The organism is Nibribacter ruber, from assembly GCF_009913235.1.
Taxonomy (GTDB): Bacteria; Bacteroidota; Bacteroidia; order Cytophagales; family Hymenobacteraceae; genus Nibribacter; species Nibribacter ruber.
In genome coordinates this window covers 1790794-1812208 of sequence record NZ_CP047897.1, presented here as the reverse complement: position 1 = coordinate 1812208, position 21415 = coordinate 1790794, and the positions used below count along the sequence as shown (strand labels likewise).

The 21415-nt window shown below is 50.7% G+C and carries 20 protein-coding genes; 11 read left to right on the top strand and 9 right to left on the bottom strand.

Annotated elements, in window-relative coordinates; translation table 11 throughout:
• The first annotated feature begins 647 nt into the window (after nucleotides 1-647).
• Entirely contained in the window at nucleotides 648-1247 is a 600-nt protein-coding gene (locus tag GU926_RS07695; protein ID WP_160690607.1) for a ribonuclease HII, read from the top strand.
• Between the two features lie 96 nt (nucleotides 1248-1343).
• Here GU926_RS07695 and GU926_RS07690 read toward each other — a convergent pair whose 3' ends face one another.
• Together GU926_RS07690 and GU926_RS07685 are read right to left on the bottom strand one after the other, a co-directional pair.
• On the bottom strand, nucleotides 1344-1787 hold the full coding sequence (locus GU926_RS07690) for a response regulator (protein ID WP_160690605.1): 444 nt from the start codon (nucleotides 1785-1787) through the stop codon (nucleotides 1344-1346).
• Nucleotides 1788-1825: 38 nt separating this feature from the next.
• Nucleotides 1826-3322, bottom strand: coding sequence for a sensor histidine kinase (locus GU926_RS07685; protein WP_160690604.1), 1497 nt, complete (start codon nucleotides 3320-3322; stop codon nucleotides 1826-1828).
• A 555-nt stretch (nucleotides 3323-3877) separates the two neighbouring features.
• On the opposite strand from GU926_RS07685, the gene gcvT reads away from it, so the two are divergent.
• From gcvT to GU926_RS07670, 3 genes are all read left to right on the top strand, one after another.
• Nucleotides 3878-4972 (top strand): glycine cleavage system aminomethyltransferase GcvT, encoded by a 1095-nt coding sequence (gcvT, locus tag GU926_RS07680; protein ID WP_160690603.1) that lies wholly within the window; start codon nucleotides 3878-3880, stop codon nucleotides 4970-4972.
• 165 nt (nucleotides 4973-5137) lie between these two features.
• Nucleotides 5138-5845 (top strand): 2-phosphosulfolactate phosphatase, encoded by a 708-nt coding sequence (locus GU926_RS07675; RefSeq protein ID WP_160690602.1) that lies wholly within the window; start codon nucleotides 5138-5140, stop codon nucleotides 5843-5845.
• Between the two features lie 10 nt (nucleotides 5846-5855).
• Nucleotides 5856-6275: a hypothetical protein gene (locus tag GU926_RS07670; protein ID WP_160690601.1), complete on the top strand. Its 420-nt coding sequence runs from the start codon at nucleotides 5856-5858 to the stop codon at nucleotides 6273-6275.
• 179 nt (nucleotides 6276-6454) lie between these two features.
• On the opposite strand, the gene GU926_RS07665 is transcribed toward GU926_RS07670, so the two are convergent.
• Together GU926_RS07665 and dtd are read right to left on the bottom strand one after the other, a co-directional pair.
• Complete coding sequence (locus tag GU926_RS07665) at nucleotides 6455-6784, bottom strand: nucleotide pyrophosphohydrolase (protein ID WP_160690600.1); 330 nt, start codon at nucleotides 6782-6784, stop codon at nucleotides 6455-6457.
• Nucleotides 6785-6954: 170 nt separating this feature from the next.
• Complete coding sequence (gene dtd, locus GU926_RS07660; protein ID WP_160690599.1) at nucleotides 6955-7407, bottom strand: D-aminoacyl-tRNA deacylase; 453 nt, start codon at nucleotides 7405-7407, stop codon at nucleotides 6955-6957.
• Nucleotides 7408-7464: 57 nt separating this feature from the next.
• Between dtd and GU926_RS07655 the strand changes: the two genes are divergently transcribed.
• From GU926_RS07655 to GU926_RS07625, 7 genes are all read left to right on the top strand, one after another.
• Complete coding sequence (locus GU926_RS07655; RefSeq protein ID WP_160690598.1) at nucleotides 7465-7674, top strand: hypothetical protein; 210 nt, start codon at nucleotides 7465-7467, stop codon at nucleotides 7672-7674.
• A gap of 52 nt (nucleotides 7675-7726) precedes the next feature.
• Complete coding sequence (locus tag GU926_RS07650; protein ID WP_160690597.1) at nucleotides 7727-10432, top strand: hypothetical protein; 2706 nt, start codon at nucleotides 7727-7729, stop codon at nucleotides 10430-10432.
• Between the two features lie 248 nt (nucleotides 10433-10680).
• A complete protein-coding gene (locus tag GU926_RS07645) occupies nucleotides 10681-11271 on the top strand; it encodes a YceI family protein (RefSeq protein ID WP_160690596.1) in 591 nt (196 codons plus the stop codon).
• A 26-nt stretch (nucleotides 11272-11297) separates the two neighbouring features.
• Nucleotides 11298-12233 (top strand): TetR/AcrR family transcriptional regulator, encoded by a 936-nt coding sequence (locus GU926_RS07640; protein WP_232058465.1) that lies wholly within the window; start codon nucleotides 11298-11300, stop codon nucleotides 12231-12233.
• A gap of 4 nt (nucleotides 12234-12237) precedes the next feature.
• Entirely contained in the window at nucleotides 12238-13962 is a 1725-nt protein-coding gene (locus tag GU926_RS07635) for a peptidase domain-containing ABC transporter (protein WP_160690595.1), read from the top strand.
• Entirely contained in the window at nucleotides 13962-15332 is a 1371-nt protein-coding gene (locus tag GU926_RS07630) for an HlyD family secretion protein (protein ID WP_160690594.1), read from the top strand. Before GU926_RS07635 ends, GU926_RS07630 begins: the two co-directional genes overlap by 1 nt.
• Complete coding sequence (locus GU926_RS07625; RefSeq protein WP_160690593.1) at nucleotides 15329-16759, top strand: TolC family protein; 1431 nt, start codon at nucleotides 15329-15331, stop codon at nucleotides 16757-16759. Before GU926_RS07630 ends, GU926_RS07625 begins: the two co-directional genes overlap by 4 nt.
• 175 nt (nucleotides 16760-16934) lie before the next feature.
• Here GU926_RS07625 and corA read toward each other — a convergent pair whose 3' ends face one another.
• The 5 genes from corA to GU926_RS07600 form a co-directional block, all read right to left on the bottom strand.
• Nucleotides 16935-18050, bottom strand: a complete 1116-nt coding sequence (corA, locus tag GU926_RS07620; protein ID WP_160690592.1) for a magnesium/cobalt transporter CorA — start codon at nucleotides 18048-18050, stop codon at nucleotides 16935-16937.
• Nucleotides 18051-18154: 104 nt separating this feature from the next.
• A complete protein-coding gene (locus GU926_RS07615) occupies nucleotides 18155-18616 on the bottom strand; it encodes a hypothetical protein (RefSeq protein ID WP_160690591.1) in 462 nt (153 codons plus the stop codon).
• Nucleotides 18617-18636: 20 nt separating this feature from the next.
• Entirely contained in the window at nucleotides 18637-19233 is a 597-nt protein-coding gene (locus tag GU926_RS07610; protein ID WP_160690590.1) for an IMPACT family protein, read from the bottom strand.
• Between the two features lie 83 nt (nucleotides 19234-19316).
• Complete coding sequence (locus GU926_RS07605) at nucleotides 19317-20387, bottom strand: MJ1255/VC2487 family glycosyltransferase (protein WP_160690589.1); 1071 nt, start codon at nucleotides 20385-20387, stop codon at nucleotides 19317-19319.
• Nucleotides 20384-21175: a phosphatase PAP2 family protein gene (locus tag GU926_RS07600; protein WP_160690588.1), complete on the bottom strand. Its 792-nt coding sequence runs from the start codon at nucleotides 21173-21175 to the stop codon at nucleotides 20384-20386. Before GU926_RS07600 ends, GU926_RS07605 begins: the two co-directional genes overlap by 4 nt.
• Nucleotides 21176-21415 lie beyond the last annotated feature (240 nt).

Genomic DNA, 21415 nt, shown 5'->3' with positions numbered 1-21415 from the left:
CAAACACCAGAGGCGCTCAGGACCAGGACTGGTTTGGGTTCCTTCCTGCTGCGGTTTGATGCTTGGTTAGCTGGTTTCAGGCAATGGCCATGGCTGTCGATGCAGAGTCACGCGTGCCAAGGCACGGCTTTTTTATCTGCTTTCCCGCGTCTGGTTCAAGTTTATGACTTGGACCCACCGTGGCGGGCAGTCTGAGACTGCCCTGAGGCATCAGCCTCAAACCTCTTCCGGTGGAGAACCGGTGCATCATCCTTCGCCAAGTGCGGATTCCCCCTTGAGGGGGGGCGAAGTGGGGTGTTTACATCAGCAGGTAATCCCAAAAGAAGAGGGCAAGGCGTGGATGGACAGGTTCAGCCCAGTACGCACATTTTCTTCACGCATTGCGTCCCCTTTGAAGGCCCGGGATGGCGAAGTGGTCTGCAAGTTAGAACAGCAGCTGCTCAAGAGACCTCGTAGCGTCCGGCAGGACCTGCGAGCGTCTGCGCCAAGGACCGGTTTCGGCCTATTTCCGGGAAAACAGCCCAAAAACGAATTTCCAGACGCCAGATTCTAGCCGCTGAACGCAGCACTCAAATTCCGTATCTTTGTCCAGAATTATTTAAGCCTACGCGCTGTTTCCTTCACAGACACATATCACAAAGAAATACATGCTCATTGCCAACCATAGCGGGAAATTACTGGAAGCGGGCTTAGACGAGGCGGGGAGAGGTTGTCTGGCCGGGCCGGTGGTAGCGGCGGCCGTCATTTTGCCCTTAGACTATCATCATGCCCTGCTCACAGACTCCAAGCAATTGTCTGCCAAGCAGCGGGAGTTGCTGCGCGAAGAAGTGTGCCGGGAGGCCCTTCACTGGGCCGTGGCCGAAGTCTCTCCGCAGGAGATTGACCAGATCAACATCTTAAACGCTTCTTTTGCTGCCATGCACCGCGCCGTGGACCAACTGCCGGTAGTGCCAGAGTATTTACTAGTAGACGGGAATAGGTTTAAGGGGTACAAGGAAGTGCCGCACGCCTGCATGATCAAGGGAGACGGGCGGTATTTTAGCATTGCCGCGGCGTCTATTCTGGCCAAGACGCACAGAGATGAGATCATGCGGAAATTGGGCTCCGCTCATCCGTTCTATGGCTGGCAGCAGAATGCGGGCTATCCCACCAAGGCGCACCGTGCGGCCATAGCGCAATACGGCACCACGGCCCATCATCGGCTTACGTTCAAGCTCCTCGCTGAAGAAGCCCTGGAGCTTTCCTGATTGTAAGAACCTGGCTAAAAGTAAAAATGCGTTTTTGGGCTATTTCACAGTAAATAGCCCAAAAACGCATTTTTTTATAAAGCAGAAGACCTGTGCCTACTGGGGTTTCATTTTAAGAAGGTCCAGGAACAGGCTGAAAGAGTCAATGCCAGAACCGCCTTCGCCAAAAGAGTCAAACGACAGGGGCTTTACAATGTAGCCACTCACGCGCAGGTCCTGGGCCGCGTGGCGGTCAGAGTCTTCGTTGGAAGTGGTCATGATGAACACGTTCAGGTTGGTGAAGGCCGGGTCTCTGCGAATCTCCTGCAAAAACTCTATGCCGTTCATGCGGGGCATGTTTATATCTAAAAGGACAACCGTTGGCAGGGGATTTAATTTGGGAGTGCCTGGTTCGCCGCGGAGCATGGCCAGGGCCTCGCGTCCGTTTTTGGCTTTGTGTAAAGGCACCATCACCTTGATTTTACGAAGCTCCCGCTCCACGCTCATCGCATCAAGGTAATCATCCTCTACTAACAAAATACTGGCTTGCGTCTCACTCATAATCTATAATTAAGGTACTTGAATGGTTTCAACTTGAATTAGGCCATCTCGGTGGCCCGGGCCTTGGGCCAGGTAAAGGTAAACACAGATCCGTTGCCCGGGGTAGAGGCGACGGCAATCTTGCCGCCCTGCCGCTCTATGATCTTCTTCACGATAGACAGTCCCACGCCCGTGCTTTCTACGGCATCACGCTCCTGTAATGTTTGAAATAAGACAAAAATTCTCTCATGGTACTCAGGTTCAATGCCCGGGCCGTCATCTGCCACAGAAAACTCATGGTAGTCTGGGTACTCCTGGTGGGTAATGGTTACCTGGCCTTGGTCCTGGTGGTGGTACTTGATGGCGTTGCCAATCAAATTGCTGAACACCTGCTGCAGCTCTACTTTGGCGGCGCGCAGCACGGGGAGCTTGTCTGGCAGGTTGATCTGGAAGCCGGCGGGCGGGTTGAGCATGTCTATCACGTCAAAAAGCAAGTGCTGCACGTTCACCGTCTCTTCCTGCAGTTTGGCTCTGCCCACGCGGGCCAGGGCCAAAATGCCGTTGATAAGGTTTTCCATGCGGTGCACGCGGGCGCGCATCATGAGCAGGTACTCTTGTATGTGATGGGGCAACTCTTTGCCCATGTCTTCCTCCACCCACTTAGAGGCGTTCTCAATGCCGCGCAGCGGGGCTTTCAGGTCATGGGAAACCACGTAGGCAAACTGGTCCAGCTCCTTGTTCTTGCTGTCCAGCTCGGTAAAGGTCTTGTCAATGGTGCTGGCCATGCGGTTGAGGGAGTCTGAGAGAAGCGTAAGCTCATCATGGGCGTCATCCTGAATGGCGGTCTTGTATTCTCCCTTGGCAATGCGGTCTGCCAGGTTCACCATCTTCATGATGCGGCGCGAGATGAGGCGGGTAATGTAATAGGCCCAGGTAAGGCCGAGCATCACAGAAATGATGGTGAGGGCCGTAGACACCCGGCGCGTCTCATTGATACTCTGGTCTAGGCGGTCGCGGCGTACCTCGCGCACCTGGTACTCAATGCTGTTGAACGCCCTAAAGTAAATCCGCATTTGGTCGGTGAGGCGCTTGCCCTCCTCATTGATCACCAGGTAGCCATGGTCCAGGTTTCTAATGCCCCTAATGCTCACTCCAGACTCGTTCTCCTTGCGCTTTTCGGCAATGAGCATTTCAGCGAAGTCATTTTCCCATTTAATCTGGAGCTCCTCAATCTCCTGCACCTTCTTGAGCTGCTCCGGCGAGTCGTCTACCAGTTTCTTGAGGTCGGTGAAGAGGGCCGGCATGAGGCGGTCTGCCGTGTGATAGGGTTGCAGGAATTCTTCATTGCCCGTGAGCAGGAACCCGCGCATACCCGTCTCCATGTCAATGATGTTCCGCTGCAGGGAAGACGAGTTACGGATGATGTTCTGCGACTCTGAGACGAACTTGGAGTTTTCAATCACGTCTTCTGAGAGGCGGTAATTGACCACCCCCACGGCTGTGAACAAAAACGAGATAAGAACAAAACCAGCGAAGAGCTTGGTAGATAATTTCATGTGTTGCGTTTATAGATGGCGCTTAAACCACCGCCGGGAGTCCAAAACAGAAACAGAAATTCCTCTGCGTTCCAGAGGCATCTGTGCAAAAATAGAAAAATTTATTAACCTGCCTCGGGAGAAAAGCAGTTAAGGGAGCAAGTTGTAAATAGGCGTAAGGTATTTTGTATGTAAATGGCAGACAGGTGGTTATGCTAAGAAGATTGACTTTGGCCACCTCGTTCAAAAAGATTCTTGGCTCAACGTTGTCACTTGAGGGCAACTGCTAGCCAAGGGCAGTACGCCCTTTTTTCAACTTGGGTTTTGGACCTTATGCGAAGATTGCTGTACTCAAAATAGAATCAACTTTTGCAAGCCTATTTAAGGAGAATAAAAGAAGAATCTCGGCGGGCCGACGAGCTATCATGGAACAAAATGGGCGCTCAATGGTGGAAAATAGGCGGGGCGGTCTGGTTGCCAACTAAGAGAAAACTTGCGGAAGGTTGATTTTTTAACCCGCCCCAAATCTGTACTTTTGCCCTATTAGTAAAGTTATTCCTTCTAACTGAGACATATATGGAATTAAAGAAAGTTGCCCTAAACAATGTGCATGAGGCCCTAGGCGCCAAGATGGTCCCTTTTGCCGGGTACAACATGCCGGTTCGCTACTCTTCAGACCTGGAAGAACACCACACCGTGCGCAAGGCGGTGGGTATTTTTGACGTGTCGCACATGGGCGAGTTCATGGTGACCGGCCCTGGTGCCCTGGATCTGATTCAGCGCGTCACCACCAATGACGCCTCTAAGCTCACGCCGGGCAAAATCCAGTACTCCTGCTTCCCTAACCAAGATGGCGGTATTGTGGATGACCTGTTGGTGTACTGCCTTGCTGAGGAAGAATACATGCTGGTGGTAAACGCCTCTAACATTGAAAAAGACTGGAACTGGATCAATCAATTCAACACCGGTAACGTGAAGCTGGAGAACATCTCTGATGCGATGTCCCTGTTTGCCGTGCAAGGTCCTAAAACCGCCGAGGCGCTACAGTCTCTCACGCCGGTAGACCTGCCCAACATGGTGTATTATACTTTTGACAAAGGCACCTTTGCGGGCGTACCCAACGTGATCATTTCAGCTACGGGTTACACCGGCTCTGGCGGATTTGAAATCTACGTGCCCAATGAGAACGCCAAAGAAGTGTTTGAGAAAATCATGCAGGCCGGCGAGCCGTATGGTATCAAGCCGATTGGTTTGGGTGCCCGTGATACCTTGCGTCTGGAAATGGGTTTCTGCCTGTACGGCAATGACATCACAGACTCAACCTCGCCACTAGAAGCCGGTCTGGGCTGGATCACCAAGTTCAGCAAGGACTTCACCAACGCAGACAACCTGAAAGCCCAGAAGGAGCAAGGCGTGAGCCGCAAACTGATTGGCTTTGAGATGATGGAGCAGGGCATTCCGCGCAGCCATTATGAGATTGTAAACGCAGAAGGCGCTACCATTGGCGAAGTAACCTCTGGCACCATGTCGCCGTCTTTGGGCAAAGGCGTGGGCTTGGGCTACCTGCAGACCGAGTTCACTGCCCCGGGCACAGACATCTTCATCAAAGTCCGCAACAAGCAGTTGAAAGCCCAAGTAGTGAAACTGCCGTTCTACAAACCAACCGTATAGTTCTGAGTCTTGAGTCCAGAGTCCTGAGTCAGGATGTTTTGGTGATTCAAGACACAGAAAATCTAATTGGCGTTTTTGGCCTGATTTCTAGAAATCAGGCCAAAAACGCCAAACTTTTTTAACATGACTCGAGACTCATAACTCGCGACTCAAGACTCAAAAAAAATGCCTTCTATAGACGTTTGCTTCAGCCCCGAGCTGTTGCCCCTGTATGATTTAAAAGGAAAGATTGCCGTGGCCGTTGATGTGTTGCGCGCTACTTCTAGCATGGTCACTGCCTTGGCGCATGGCGTCACGCACATTGCCCCGGTAAGTGAATTGCACGAATGCCTGGCCTACAAAGAGAAAAATTACCTGGTGGCGGCAGAGCGGGACGGCGTCAAGGCCGAAGGGTTTGACTTGGGAAACTCGCCGTTCCATTACCGCGAAGACAGCGTGAAAGGACGCTTCCTGGCTATCACCACCACCAACGGCACCCAAGCCATCAACCGCTCCCGCACCGCAGACGCCGTGCTGGTGGGCGCCTTCCTTAATCTGGGTGCCGTCGCTGATTACCTGCGTAAAGCCAATAAAGACGTGGTTGTGGTGTGCGCCGGCTGGAAAGGCTTGTTTAATCTAGAAGATACCTTGTTCGCTGGAGCCTTAGCCGAACGCCTGGAAGGCGACTTCTCTTTGAACCACGATGCTACGCTGGCCGCTCATTCCATGTACCAAGTAGCCAAGGGAGATTTAATGGGTTACCTGTCCAAGTCAAGCCACGTGCAACGCTTAGAGCGTCTACACATTCTGCCAGATATTGAGTTCTGCCTACAGCATGATGTGTACAACGTTGTGCCGGTGCTGGAAGGCGAGTTTCTAGTAGTTGCCCAGTAGTCGTTAGAGGATGATAGTGAAGAAAGAATCTTGGCTGTTTTTAATGATTCTGCTTTCTGCAATATTTCCTTCTTGTAAGTCTAAGGTAGAACATCATAAAAATCTGATTTATTTTGACCAAGAGCATTTTAGAGATTTAACTGAAAAAGAGTTTGAGGATTATACATCTGGAAGAAGGAAGTTTAAAAAAGAAATAATTGAAAAGCAGAATGGTGACACTCTGTACATAACAGTAGATTTTCCATGGGATGGTTGTGCGAGTATGTTCGGAGACCTAGCTTACCGCAAAGATTCTTTGATTTTGCTGTATGGGTTAAAAGAAGATGTCTTATGTACAGAAGTTATTTACTACAGACTTTCTTATAAAGTATTAAATACAGCTAAGACTGCTTACAAATTGGGTTTCCGATACAAAGAAGGAAAAAGATAGTTTCCCCTTATATTGGAAATACTAATTCAACCAAAGCAAGATAGTAAGTGCGGGAGTATTGCATTAAGCTGAATAAGTTGAGTATCATTATTTAAAAACGGAAGAGGCAGTTACTGTTGGGTAACTGCCTCTTCCGTTTTTGGGCCATTTCTAAGAAAACAGGCTAAAAACGATTTGGCTTAGTCTTTCAATTTTGGGTTATTCTGGTGACGGTCTTTGTCTCGTTTGGTGCGTTTGGCTAGGCCTTTTTCAAACTCTTCGGTGAGGTTCACGCCGGTTTGGTTGGCCAGCGCAATGAGCACGAACAGCACATCTGCCAGCTCTTCCCCCAGGTTCACGTCCTCGTCACTTTTCTTAAAGCTCTGGTCACCGTAGCGGCGGGCTATGATGCGGGCAACTTCGCCTACTTCTTCAGTGAGGATGGCCAGGTTGGTCAGTTCAGAGAAATACCGCACGCCCACGTCCTTGATCCAGGTGTCTACGGTCTGTTGTGCTTCGTCTAAGGTCATGGTTGTAATGTGCTAATAAAGTAATGTGCTGATGTGCTAATGATTAATTTGAAAATTTGGCGATGAAGAAATGGGTGGAGGTAAGCAGACTTTGTTTTTAGGCTGTTTCCTAAGAAACAGCCTAAAAACGAGAACATGCCTATCAACAATCATCAATCGACAACCAACAATTAAACCCTATTCTGAGAATCAATGGTGATGGTGACGGGCCCATCATTGAGCAGGCTCACTTTCATATCTGCCCCAAAAATTCCTGTAGGAACGGGTTTGCCTAGTTCTGTCTCTAGTATTTGGTGGAACTGCTCATACAAAGGAATGGCCACGGCGGGCGGGGCGGCGTCAATGTAAGAAGGACGGTTGCCCTTCTTGGTGTTGGCATAGAGCGTAAACTGACTGATGAGCAGAATGCCGCCGTTTACGTCCTGCACGCTCAGGTTCATCTTGTCCTGGTCATCTGAGAAGATGCGCAGCTGGGCAATCTTCTTGGCCGTCCACTGTAAATCTTCCTGAGTGTCTGTGGGCGTGAATCCGGCCAGTACCAACAGGCCTTGTTCAATCTGTCCGTTTACTTGGCCGTCTATCACCACTGATGCCTGGCTCACTCGTTGTATCACTACGCGCATACTATCTGTTTTTCTATAAAAGCCAATAAGAAAGAATGGAGTAAAAGTAGGTACTTCTTGCAAGATCTGTTTTTGGCGTATTTTCCAGAAAACAGGCCAAAAACAGAAAATTATCTATTACCTCCTCATTTTCACATCTCCAAAATTTCAAATCAAGAAAAAGCACATCAGCACCTTCTCCTTTTGCACATGGACCAACGGCAAGTTAAAAAGAAAACCGCACCCGAAGCGCCAGAAACCCACATCCTGCAAATTGCCGGGGCCTAAACGCTGAAGCGGAGCTTTTTCCGTTATTTTTGTGGTTCTGAACTCTGTACGGATGCCGAAAAAGACGATTTACTGGCTGTGTGGCTTGTTGGTGCTGGTTGCGCTGGGGTTTTACGGATTTACCAAATGGCAGGAGGCCCGCGAGAAAGTGGATCTCTGGACGGTTGTACCCGATGACGCCGTCTTCGTGGTGGAGACCAACAACGCTCCCCGGTTTGTTGAGCACCTGCAGCAGACAGACCTTTGGGCTACCGTCTCCAGAATGCCGTACGTGCTCAGGCTAGAGGACCAGCTGGTCTTGCTAGACACCATGGCGGCGGGGCGTGAGAAACTCAAAGGCTTCCTTACCAAGAAGAACGTACTGGTGTCTATGCACGTGCTGGGCCGTGAGGAGTTTGACTTCATCTACTACGTGCCCGTGAACACCGTGGTGGAGCACCGCTACATACGCACCCTGGTGGAGAACCTGGCCCGCAACAAAGAGTACCGCCAGGAGCTGCGCGAGTACCAGGGCTTCCAGATCACAGACATCATTCACCAACGCAACAAAGAAGGACTTTCTTATTTCTCTTACCACAATAACCTCATCATCAGCCCCAGTCCGGTTTTGATTGAGGAAATCATCCGAAAGATCAACAGAGGCAAGCTGGAGTCGCCGGCCAAGGATTACAAGAACACCAATTACCTGAGCCAGCCAGACGTGTACGCCAACGTGTTCATCAACTACCAGCACGTGCCAGACATGCTGGGCGTTTTCTTGCGCAAAGACCTGCAGGGCGACGTGAACCTCATTTCCAGCCTCTGCCGAAGCAGCCTGTTGGAGCTCAAGCTAGACAACAACCGCCTGTTCATGAACGGCTTCTCACTGCCAGAAACCATTGACGGTTCTCTCTACAGCCGCCTCAAAGGGCACAAGCCCAAAACCTTTAAAATGAAGGACTTTCTGCCCAACAGCGCGGCGGTGGTCCTGCACATGGGGCTGGACAAGATGGGAACCCTGCGCGGCACTCCCGGCAAAGGCGGGCCTTCCTTCGCAGACACGCTGGCCAACTCCTTCGCCGGTGAGCTGGGGCTGTGCTACCTGGAGTCTTACAACACCAAGATCGCTACGGAGAAAGTCCTGTTTGCCCAGGCCAGCAATCCCGCGTACACATCAGCGCTGTTGAACCGCTTGCAGCCGGGCCGCACCAACGGTACCGAAGAGCGTCACGGCAAGAACATGATTAGGCTTCTGACCACGCGTGAACTGCCAGAACAGTTGTTCGGGGAGTTGTTCAGGGGGTTTGAGCAGGTCTATTACACCACCTTGCAGGACTATATCTTGTTTACAGACGATGTGCAGACCATGCGCACCTTGTTAAAGGAGGTAGAGGCCGGCAAGGTCTGGAGCAAGTCTGAGGCCCTGGCGCCCATGCTGGAACAGATGCAGCAAGAAGACAACGTGGGGCTGTTCATCAACACCGCCAACGCCTGGAACCTGCTGCTGCGCGGCATGAACCCAGAGAAGCAGACGGCTCTGGTACGCCACAGCTCCATCATCAAGAAATTTAACCACTTTAGCTTTCAGTTCAGCGCCCGAGAACAGCAGTACTACACCAGCCTGCTCATGCGGCACCAGGAGGAGTCATCGGTGAAGGCGGTGCTGGCCAGCGAGGGCTTCCGGCAGGAGGACGTCTTCAACCTCAGGAGCCAGGTGCTTACGATGGCCTTCCTGACGCAATATCCGGTAGACCAGTCAGACGAGGTGGTGGTGCAGGACTCGGCTTTTGTGCTCCAGGGCCTGAGCGCCCAGAGCGGCAAGAAGAACTGGGCAGACTCCTTGGACGGCCCGGTGGTGGGGCAGGTGCAGCAACTGGCCTTTGGCGAAGACAAACGCTTGAAATACCTCTTCGCCACACCCAACCGCATTTACTGCATAGACAAGAACGGTAAAGACGTGAACAGTTTCCCGTTCAATCTGGGGGACACGCTCAGGCTGCGGCACCTCACGGTCTTTGACTACAGCAAGAACAACAACTACCTGCTGGCCGCCGACGACCACCTGGGCAATATTTTCATGGTAGACATGCAGGGCAACCTGCAGAGCGGCTGGAGCCCCATGCGGTTGGATGGCAGGTTGGCCGCGCCGCCGCAGCACCACAGAGTCAACGGCCGGGACGTGATTCTGGTCATTCTGGAAAACGGGTTTGTGTACGCCTTCACGCCGCAGGGCGAAACCTATCCGGGCTTCCCGCTTAATTTAGAAAAGAACCTGCGCTCTGGCGTGTATGCCAAACCAGGCATCTCGTTCAGGAGGTCATCTTTCACCACCGTTACGCAAGACGGCCAAGTGGTGACCTTTGACTTGACGGGGGAGGTGACGGACCGGCAGCAGTTGCTGCGCACCAACAGAAACAGCACCTTTGAACTGGTGCCGGAGGTAGGCGGCAAGTCCTTTATCATTGCCAGGGTAGACCCGGGCCGGGTGGCGCTGTACAGTCAGGAATTGAAACTGCTCCTGGATCGCCGCTTTGTGACCTCGTCCAGAAAAGAGATTCAGTATTTTCATTTCGGGGGAGACCGCAAGCTGTACGTGATCACGGAGACCGGGCCGCGCAAAGCTTACCTATATGACGTGCAGGCCCAGCCTCTGGGCCAGGAACCTATCAATGCCAGCGCGCCCGTGACGGTGCGGTACAATGAAGTGCAGAACCAGTACACGGTCTTTGCGCCTTTTAGGAATACCGTCCAAAAGGTTATTGTGCAGGGCAGAGACTAGCCTAAACTATCCTTGAAACAGGTGGCCAGACACCTTCTGCCATTCATCCTTTATATTTTTCTTTAGGGTAACCCATCCTTCGTTTTTGGGCTTATTTCCAGAAAACAGCCCAAAAACGGGAGAAATGCCTTTTTCTACCTGTCCAGGCCCGGCTTGGCAAAGGATTAAAAAATATTTTTCAATGGAACATATGTATATACATCATTTGTTTATACATTTGTAACATCGAAACAAAAAACACCATAACCATGAAATTGAATAGCACCTTATTAGTAGCCTTAGTGGCTTTTGTAACATTCTCGTTTGCCGGCAAAGGCATTGACTACAAAGTAGTAAACGGACAGTCTAACGTAACTTGGGTAGGGAAGAAGGTAACGGGTGAGCACTCAGGCGCCATCAAAATCTCTCAAGGTAAACTGGTAAGCAACGGTAAAGCCATCACGGGCGGTACGTTCACCATGGACATGACCTCTATCTCCAACACAGACATCACAGACGCCAAATACAACCAGCAGTTGGTAGGCCACTTGAGAAGCGATGATTTCTTCTCTACTGAAAAATACCCAACTTCTACCTTGGCCATCACAAAGGTAACCGGCGGTAAAAACGGCCAATACGTAATCAACGGTGACCTTACCATCAAAGGCATTAAGAAACCCATCTCGTTCCCTGCCACCATCACGCACGCCGGCAACCAAATCAAAGCCAAAGCAGCCATCAAAGTGGACAGAACAGCTTATGACATCAAGTATGGTTCTGGTAGCTTCTTTGACAACCTAGGCGACAAAGCCATTGACAACGAGTTCACCTTGAACGTGAACCTGGTAGCCCAGAAGTAATCCTTCCTTTTTATTGAAAAGGCCGGATGGTGAGAGCAGAACGCTCTCGCCATCCGGCCTTTTTTTGTGCTTCGCCTCAAGCGTTTGTCTCACTCAAAGCAGAAGGCCCCTGTCAAGTTGAGGATGGTCTGTCTTTTGGGAGAAAAAAACATAACTCATCCATAACAATTATTGGTAGTGGTTGTTGTTTGCATGATAGTAATACTATCAAAGGTGAGATGTTCAATTATTTCACCTTCCCGTTAAACAGATACACCGTGAGTACCACTATTAACGTCACCTTAAATGACAAGCTTTTTATCAGAGACCCGCAGCTAACAGAATTGGGGAGAGGCTTGGTACGGGAGAGCATTAAGCTGATAGATGCGCTGGGCTTTGAGCATTTCACCTTTAAAAAACTTGCGCAAAGCCTTTCTTCAACAGAAGCCTCCGTTTATCGTTATTTTGAAAACAAGCATAAGCTCTTGCTGTATCTGGTGTCTTGGTACTGGAATTGGCTGGACTATAAGTTGAACTATCATACCCACAACGTTACCAGCGCCAGAAAGCGACTAGAGATTTTTATTGAGATTCTTGCTGAAGGGCAATCACCGGACGCATTGGCTCCTCCGTTAGATGTAACCGCCTTATCCAGGGTTGTGATTCTAGAGGCTTCTAAAGCCTATTTGACCAAAGAAGTTGATTCTGACAACAAAGATGGCTTATTCCAGGACTACAAGGCCATCTGCCACAAGATGGCCCAAGTGGTGCTGGAAATCAATCCAGCATATCCTTTCTCGCATGCATTGATCAGTACCCTCTTTGAAGCCACCCGCAAACACATATTCTTTGCCCAGCATCTGCCTTCGCTCACAGAAGTGAGGCTGCAGAAGGAGGAGGAAAAAAGCCTGGTCTATTTTTTACGGCACCTGGCTTTTTCTGCAATAGACTCCGCACCGGTTCCTTTGGTGGTAAAATCTTGATAACATGGCGGTTCAGCACAACAGCACGATCACCCCGTTCAAACGCTTTGTAGACCTGCTCTCTACAGAGCGAAAGGTCATTGGCTACATTTACCTATATGCCATCTTCTCTGGCCTGGTCAGTCTGTCTCTGCCTTTGGGCATCCAGAGCTTGATTGGGTTTGTCTCTAGCGGGCAGATGGTTACCTCTGTTACCATTCTCATCATCTTAATCATTATAGGGGTTTTGGTGGTAGGGGGCTTGCAGGTCATGCAGCTCTACCTGGTAGAGCACATTCAGCAGCGCATCTTTGCCACTAAGGCGTTCCAGTTCACTACGCACCTAACAAAGTTAAAGAGTAGTCAGATGGCTAAGCACAACCTGCCTGAACTGATGAACCGCTTTTTTGATGTGGTTTCCTTACAGAAGGGGCTGGCCAAAATGCTGACAGACTTTTCGGCGGCCGCCATCCAAATCCTGTTCGGGGTGATTCTTCTTTCGTTTTACCATCCGTACTTCATTTTCTTTGGTTTGGTGCTGGTAGTGATGCTGGTCTTAATCATCAAATTCACTAGTCCCAAAGGCATGCGCACCAGCTTGGAAGAGTCAAAGTACAAGTATAGATTGGTGCATTGGTTAGAAGAGCTGGCCCAAAGCCTTCCCATTTTCAAGTCAGCCTCCCAGGAGAAGCTGTCCCTTGAGAAGACAGACTATTTAACCAGCGGCTACCTAAAGGCCAGAGGCGCACACTTTAAGGTGCTCATTGCCCAGTATGTGGGCTTCATTGGATTTAAAACCGTCATCACCGCCAGTTTACTGTTGATGGGCAGTTGGTTGTTGTTGAACCAAGAGATCAACCTAGGCCAGTTTGTTGCTTCAGAAATCATCATCATTCTCATTATTACCGCAGTAGAGAAGCTGCTGGTGAAGTTGGACGTGGTGTATGATGTCTTGACCAGTTTAGAGAAACTAGGCGCCGTAACAGACCTGCCCATGGAAGAAAGCAATGGCCTTGCCCGCCAGATGCCATCTACCTACCAAGGGGTTTCAGTAGAAGTTAAAAACCTGGAGTTCAGGTATGCCAACGCCCAAACGCCTGCCCTGCAGGGCATAGACCTGGCAGTGGCCTCCGGCGAAAAGCTTTGTTTGACTGGGGCAGAAGAAGCCGGCCGGTCTACCTTGCTGCAAATTCTGGCGGGCATCCATTCTGACTATGCGGGTATGGTAGCGTATAATGAACTGTCTTTAAAGGATTACCAGCCAGAGGCCTTGCATGAGCAGATTGGGTTCTTTTTGCTTCCAGCGCTTTTGTTTGAGGGGTCTATTCTGGAGAACATCACGCTAGGCCAACCCAATGTAACCCTGGAAGACGTGTTATGGGCCTTGCAAACGGTTGAACTGTCTGACTACGTGCAAAGCAAACCAGACGGCCTGTACACCATGATTCGTAGTAACTCTCCGGGAATTCCCAGTGGAGTGTCGCAACGGTTGGCGCTGGCGCGCAGCATTGCCAGGAGACCCAAGCTCTTGTTGTTAGATAACTTTCTACCCCTTGTGAACAAGCCGCTGCGGGCCCGAATCGCGCACAAGCTCTTTAGCCCAGAAATGCCCTGGACAGTGGTGGTCATCACTAATGATGAAGAGGTCATGCGCCTATGTACTAGAGTGGCATTGGTTCAAAAAGGAAAGGTGACGCAGGTAGTGACCGGCCAGGAAGCGGTTGCCAAAGGATTTAACCAAGTTGTGTAATGGCTAAACAGACAAAACAGCATCCCGTGTACGAAGAGTGGGAACAATTCCATTCCTTCCAGCTGGTAAGCAAACCCAGGCTGTCAAAAGTATTGGCCTACTGGACCGTGGGTATTTTTACGCTGCTGTTCATAACCTTGTGGCTGCCCTGGACCCAGAACATACGTTCCACCGGATCAGTGACTACGCTGCAAGCGCAAGACAGGCCCCAAACCGTGCACAGCACCATTGCCGGCCGCATTGAAAAGTGGCAGGTGCAGGAGGGGCAGAAAGTAAAGAAAGGTGACACGCTGGTAGTTCTCTCTGAGGTGAAGGAGAAATACTTTGACCCCCAGTTGCTAGACCGCCTTGAAGAGCAGGTACAGGCCAAGGAAGGCAGTCTGGCCGCCACCCAGGCCAAAGCAGATGCGTTGAACAAGCAAATAGCGGCGCTGCAAGAAGGCCTGCAGTTTAGTTTGCAGAAAGCCCGCAACAAAATAACGCAGGCGGGCTTGAAAGTGCAGAGTGACAGCGCAGATTTGGTAGCCCTGCGCGCCGAGTATGATGTGGCCCAGGCCCAGTACGCCCGTCAGGAAAAACTCTACCAGCAAGGGCTCAAATCATTGACTGAATTGGAAAGCCGCAAACTTAAGTTTCAGGAAGTGCGAGCCAAGCTGCAAAGCGTGCAGAACAAGGTTACCATCAGCAGAAACGAAAAGCAGAACGCCCGCCTGGAGCTCTCTTCTTTGGAGTCTGAGTATCAGGACAAGATTTCCAAGGCTCAGTCTGACCTCAATGCCACCCTGGCCTATGTAAATGACAGCCGTGGCGAAATCTCCAAAATTAAAAACGAGTACGCTAATACCCAGATCAGGAGTTCTTTCTACCAGATAACCGCCCCGCAGGACGGGTACGTGGTAAGAGCTTTGAAGTCTGGTTTAGGCGAAACCTTGAAAGAAGGTGAACCCGTCTGCAGCATCATGCCGGCCAATCCAGAATTGGCCGTGCAGTTGTACGTCAATCCCATGGATGTGCCTTTGCTGGCAATGGGACGTCCTGTGCGTTTGCAATTTGAAGGATGGCCGGCTTTGGTATTCTCTGGCTGGCCCAATATGGGGTTTGGCACCTTCGGGGGCCGCGTAGCCGTCATAGACAACATTGACAGCCAAGGCAAATACCGCATTCTGGTGGTGCCAGACCCAGATGAGAGCCCTTGGCCAGAACCAGTGCGCGTGGGCTCAGGTGCCTATGGCTGGGTAATGCTGCAGGATGTGTCTATCTGGTATGAACTATGGCGCCAGTTAAATGCCTTTCCGCCAGATTATGTAGGTCAGCCAGGGGGGCAGCAGCAAGAAGGAACAGGGAAGGCATCAGACAAGGAAGTGAAATGAAAAGGTATGGCATCATTTTTTGCATAATCCTGGCCGGTGCCTTGCTGCTGGTGAGTAATAAGAGCCGGGCGCAAGACACCATCTCTGTTTTTACCATTCAGGATTTAATGGTTCAAATGGCGGTGCATCACCCGATAGTCAAGCAGGCCGCCCAACTCTCTGAGCAGGCCAGGCAGGAGTTGCGCATGGCCAGAGGCGCCTTTGACCCTGTGGTAGCTTCCAAGTTCTACCAGAAAGAGTTGGGTGGTAAAACCTACTACACCTTATGGGACAATGCGTTGAAAGTGCCCGTTTGGATTGGAGAACTTAAAGCAGGCTATGAGCGCAACCGGGGCACCAATGTAAACAATGAAAACATCACGCCTTCTGATGGTCTACAATATGTGGGCATCTCTGTGCCTCTGGGGCAGGGATTGTTGATAGATGAACGAAGGGCCACTTTGCAACAGGCCAAACAAGGCTTAGAGCTAGCAGAGGCAGACAAGGTGAAAAACATAAACAAACTGCTGCTAGAGGCTTCCAAAGCGTACTGGGAATGGGCCTATGCTTACCATAGGTGGCAGTTGCTGGAACAGGGACAGCAATTAGCCAATGTGCGACTGCAGGCGGTGAAAGAACGAATAAGCCAGGGAGACTTGGCAGCCATAGACTCTGTAGAAGCACAGATTGAAGTCCAGAACCGAAGCGCGCTTTTGCGCCAGGCTCTACTAGAGAGCCAGAACGCAGCCCTACTGGTCTCTAACTTTCTATGGGGAGAAAACAACTCTCCTCTGGAGTTGCCCAACCAAGTAAGGCCATCACTGCTAGGTACAGACCCAGAACCTATGGCTTCGGAAGATTTGGCCGCTTTGCGGTCTTTGACCCAAGAGCGGCACCCAGACCTGACCAAACTGCAGATAAAATTAAGACAGCTGGAGATAGACCGCCGTTTCACGCAAAACAAGTTATTGCCCAAGGTCAACCTGGAGTACAATGTCTTAAGGACCAATGGTACCGGCAGTAACCAGTGGCTGGAAGAGAGGTACCTTACAAACAACTACAAGCTGGGAGCCAGTTTTAGCGTACCGCTTTTCTTGCGGGAAGAGCGGGGCAAGCTGCAGCTGACCAAACTCAAGCTCAACGCGGTGCAGCTTGAGTTGGAGCAGAGCACCCGGGAGCGTCTAAACATGGTACAGGCCGCGTACAATGAACGGCAGATGCTGGAAGAACAGATTCAGCTGCAAGAGCAGATTGTGGCCAACAGCCGCCTGTTGCAACAAGGGGAGCAACAGCGCTTCAATGATGGTGAAAGCTCTTTGTTTCTAATCAATACCCGGGAGATGAATCTCTTGAGCCACCAGATGAAACTCTATGAGCTCAGAGCCAAATATGGCAAGGCCAAATATTACCTGCAATGGTCGGTGGGCAGCATGGAGGCTTTTCGCTAGTAATTTAGAGCGGTCTAGACACCTAGCAAGGGTTATTGGTGCAAGGCGTTTATGGATTTTTACATATCGGGCCAATTTGCTTGGGTAGCCCAGAAGTAATCCTTCGCAGCTTAATTTTCCTGAAAGTCGTTTTTAGGCTATTTTTGGTAAAACAGCCTAAAAACGACTTTTTTATTTAGCTCAGCCAGCCTTTGCGGTAGAAGTAGTACACCATGCCAATGACCACCAGGCCCATGAAGCCCAGCAGCGTCACGTACCCGTACGGCTGGTACAGCTCGGGCATGTTGAGGGGGTTTATGTCGCCGTCTGGCTGTTGCCGGGAGAAGTTCATGCCGTACAAGCCCACAATAAAGCTCAGGGGAATGAAGATGGTGGAGATGATGGTCAATACTTTCATGACCTCGTTCATGCGGTTGCTCACGTTGGAGAGGTACAAATCTGTGAGGCTGGTGGTGGTTTCGCGGTAGTTGTCTACCAGGTCAATGAGCTGGACGGCGTGGTCATAGATGTCTTTAAAGTAGATTCTGAGGTCATGCGGCAACAGGGTCTCATCCATGCGCAGAATCTCATTGATTTTGTCGCGCTCCGGCCAGATGATGCGGCGTATTTTCACCACTTCGCGCTTTAGGTCCAGAATCTTGCTGAGCAGTTCTTTGCTGGGGTTCTCAAACAAGCAGTCCTCCAGTTCCTCGGCGTATTCGCCTAGCTGCGCCATGGCCGGGAAGTAATGGTCCAGAACCACATCCATGATGGCGTAAGCCATGTACAGCGGCGCTTTCTTCCGAATGCTGCCCTTGCCTACTCTAATGCGCTCGCGCAAGGGGTTCAGGCAGTCTTCGTAATCGCTTTGAAAAGTAAGCACGTAATTGGCGCCCGTGAACAGGGAAAGCTGGTCATCGTCTACCTCATGCTCTGGGGTGAACATGAGCATGCGCGAAATGATGAACAGCCGCTGTTGGTCTTCCTCTATCTTGGGGCGTTGGTAATCATTCAAAACGTCTTCCATCTGCAACGGATGAATCTGAAAATCTACCATGAACTTTTCCAGCATCTCCAGGTTGCGGTAGCCGCGCACGTCTATCCAGTGGCGGGCGAGGGGCTTGGCAATAAACGCCTGGAACATATCCTCGTACCGCTCAAATTCCTGCTCCTGGTAGTATTCCTCATCAAACGAAACCAAAAACAACCTAGGCGGCAAAGCCTTCTCTGATATGATGAGAGAGCCAGGCTTCTGACCAACTTTCCTTTCCAAGATGCTAATACCGGGCTGTCTGTTCTGCGGAGGTGTCATTTTTTATAATGGATAACGAGTAATGACTAGTGATTAATGAATTGGGAGTAATAGCGTGTAAACAGTTTGCAAGAACGCTGGCCTTTCACATTGTTGGCACATCATTAGCAATTAGTTTTAAACTTCTTCAGCTGCTTAAATAGAATTGGATAATCTACGCTATCTACAGTTCTTTCATCTATTTTCAATACTGATTGATTTTTGAACTCTAGTTTTATCTCCTGAAACTTTAAATATTTAGTCTTATTTGTGAAGGGCTTAACGATGTTGAAAGGATTAGTCGGAAAATCAGTATCCAGGTTTTTCTTAGAGTATTTAATCAAATTTTTCAGGTCTCGCTTGGTGCTGAAGGCTCCTAAGAAGTTTCGCCTGGTAAGGATGCTGTCCGTAATTTCATAATACTCAATCTTCCAAATCCCGAATAAGGCAACTAACGACCAGAAACCAATCCAAAGCCAACCAAACTCTGTAAAATGTAAAGGTGATTTTATTATCAGTGGGAGAGTAAACACACAGCTATATCCTATGATGACACAAGGGATAGTTATGTCAGCTTTAGTTTTCATTATTCATTGGTCACTAATCATTAGTCATTAATCATTACCTCGCCCAATTTAGAGAATTGCTCTTGAAGTTGAGGGAGTAAGCCTTTTCTGGCTTCCAGGGTGAGGCGGCAGTCCAGGTGGAAGTCTTGCTGGCGCACGGGCAGGTCCTGGTCTTTGACCAGCTTCATGACTTCGTTCATCTGCTCGTAGCCAAACTGAATGGTGAGAAGGGCCGTTTCATGGCGTTCTATGACCTCGGCAGCGGCCAAGGCTTCTGCGGTGGCGGTTTTGTAGGCATGGATGAGGCCGCTCACGCCCAGCTTCGTTCCCCCGAAATACCGAATCACCACGACCAGCACGTTGCTCAGTCCCGCCGATTTGATCTGGCCCAGAATGGGATCGCCGGCCGAGTGGTTGGGTTCCCCGTCGTCGTTGGCGCGGTAGGTGGACCGGTCGGCGCCCAGAAGGTAGGCGTAGCAGTGGTGGCGGGCATCAAAGTATTCTTCCCGAAGCGCCTGCAACACCTCCTTTACTTCTTCTTCAGAATAGACGGCGTACGCCCGGGCAATGAACTTGCTGCCTTTCTCTTTGTACAGGCCTTGGGTTGGTTGGGCTATGGTGCGGTACTTGTCCTCCATGCAGGCAAAGGTACACAGGAAAATAGAAACGCAGGCCGCAGTCGTTTTTGGGCTATTTTCCAGAAAACAGCCCAAAAACGACGTTACGCCAAAGCGGACGAAGTGACCTGGGCAAGTTGTTGGTCTAGTGCCTGGAACAGAAGCGTATTGCCGTCTTGCTGGTATTTGCGCAGCTGCTCCTGGAACAAAGGAACATCGTACAAAAAGGCCTTTAACCCGTCTGCCGTGAAGGCTGGGAAGTACCGGCCGTAACCCAGCTGCTGCACATACGCAGCATTCAAATACTGCTCAAACTGCTTGGGAATGGGCACTGAGCAGATGGGCTTCTGCAAATACACTGCCTCACTGAGAAGCGAGAAACCGCCGTTGGCCACCACGGCCTTGGCAGAAGCCAAATCCTGGATGAAACCATCTTCGCTGAAGGCCTTGAGCTGGACGTTGCCGTGCTGTTCCTCTTTGTTGAAGCCGTACACATAAAACGTCTCCTGAGGTAGCTGCTGCAGGGCCTCCAATAAGTTCTTCTGGTTGGCACTGGACTGGTACACCAGCACGTGGCTTCCCTGGCTAGGCTTGGCTTTGAGAATCTCTTCTCTAATGATGGGCGGCACCACGGTGGTGTTCTCTTTATGGACGGGCGCCTCAAAAAAAGAAGAAACCAGATAATGCGCGGCGCGGGGCACTTTGGCCTTTACAATGTTTTTGGCCACCTGGTAGCTGCCGCGCTCCTCTTTGGGAATGGGAATGGCCAGCTGGCACCGGTTCATTACCTGCATGTTGTCAATACTGATGATGGGCAGGCGGTGGTGCTTGGCAAACAGAAACGTAAACGACTCAAAGTCTGAAATCACCACCTCGGGCTGGAAGCTCTCCATAAGGCCCCGGTAGCGGTTGAAATTCATTTTGAGACTTTCGGGTGCGGTGGACAATGTAAGCAGGGCGGTGTTCAGTTTAGAGACGGCGGCCTCACGGTAGGCAATGTGAAAGCCCTTAATCTCCTGCACCCGCCCAGGAAACGCCTTGTTCAGAAACTGGTGCGCCCGGGCGCTGGAAACCGCCTGCACATCATGGCCCTGAGCCAGTAAATGGGTGATGATGACCTTGCTGCGCGTGGCGTGGCCCATGCCCTCGCCGGGCACTCCGTATAAAATTTTCATAATGAGTTGTCTGAGTGCGTAGAGGCGGCTGCCTTGAAGACGCGGTGCAATATACCAGAAACAGAAAGCAGATACGCCACGGTAAACCCAACGGCAGAACCCAGGGCCACGTCCCATTCAGAATGAACGCCCAGCGCCACCCTGGACAAGCACACCAACAGGGCCCAGCCCAGCGGGACCAACAGCCACAACTGCTTTTTTCGGGGCAGCTGCCAGCCCAGGAACAGCGCCAGCATGGTGCCCAGTAAAAAGACGTTCAATGAATGGCCAGACGGAAACGAATACCCGCATTCCTGCACCCAGTGGGCCAGCACCAACGGTGAAACATCAGCTGACAGGGTAGGATTCTCTTGTATGAATCGTTGCAAAAATGCTTGCCTTGCAGGTACGTCTTGCAGGTAGAACTTCTCTATCTGGTGGGTGGGTTGTAACAGAAACAAGTGGCTGGGCCTTGGAATCTGCGTGAGCGGCTTGATGTAATACTCATTCACCGCCGCAATGCCGCCCAGCGTGACCAGCAGAAACCCAAAAGCCACTGAAAACGAAGCAAACTTCCTCCTGAGGCCCTTTTGTTGCGCGGCCGCTAAACCACAGAGCAGCACAGCCAGCGCCGTAGTCCCAAACACTCCCCCCGATTCTGAGAGCCAGTACCAGAAATTGGTGTCTAGGTCTGAGGCCAGATAACCACTGAACGCCACCGGAAAAGTACACAAGACCAGCACCAGTAAAAGCCACATGCCCCCAGATAACAGGAGGGAGGATTTATGCTGACGGAAATGATTTTTCATTTGAAGGCTAAGGGGACGAAATCTGCGGTTAGTGCCGGGCTTTCTCAAAAATACAAAGTTTCAGGAAAGTAGCATCTGTAAAGGCACCCCCGTTTTTGGGCTCTTTTCTGGAAAACTGTCTAAAAACGGAATCCAAGTCTAAGCACCTGCTCACAACGGCAAGCGGAGCACCTAAACGCATTATGAAAATCTACCAAGACACGCGCAGGAAACTAAGGGTTGTCACCAATTGCGGCGCAT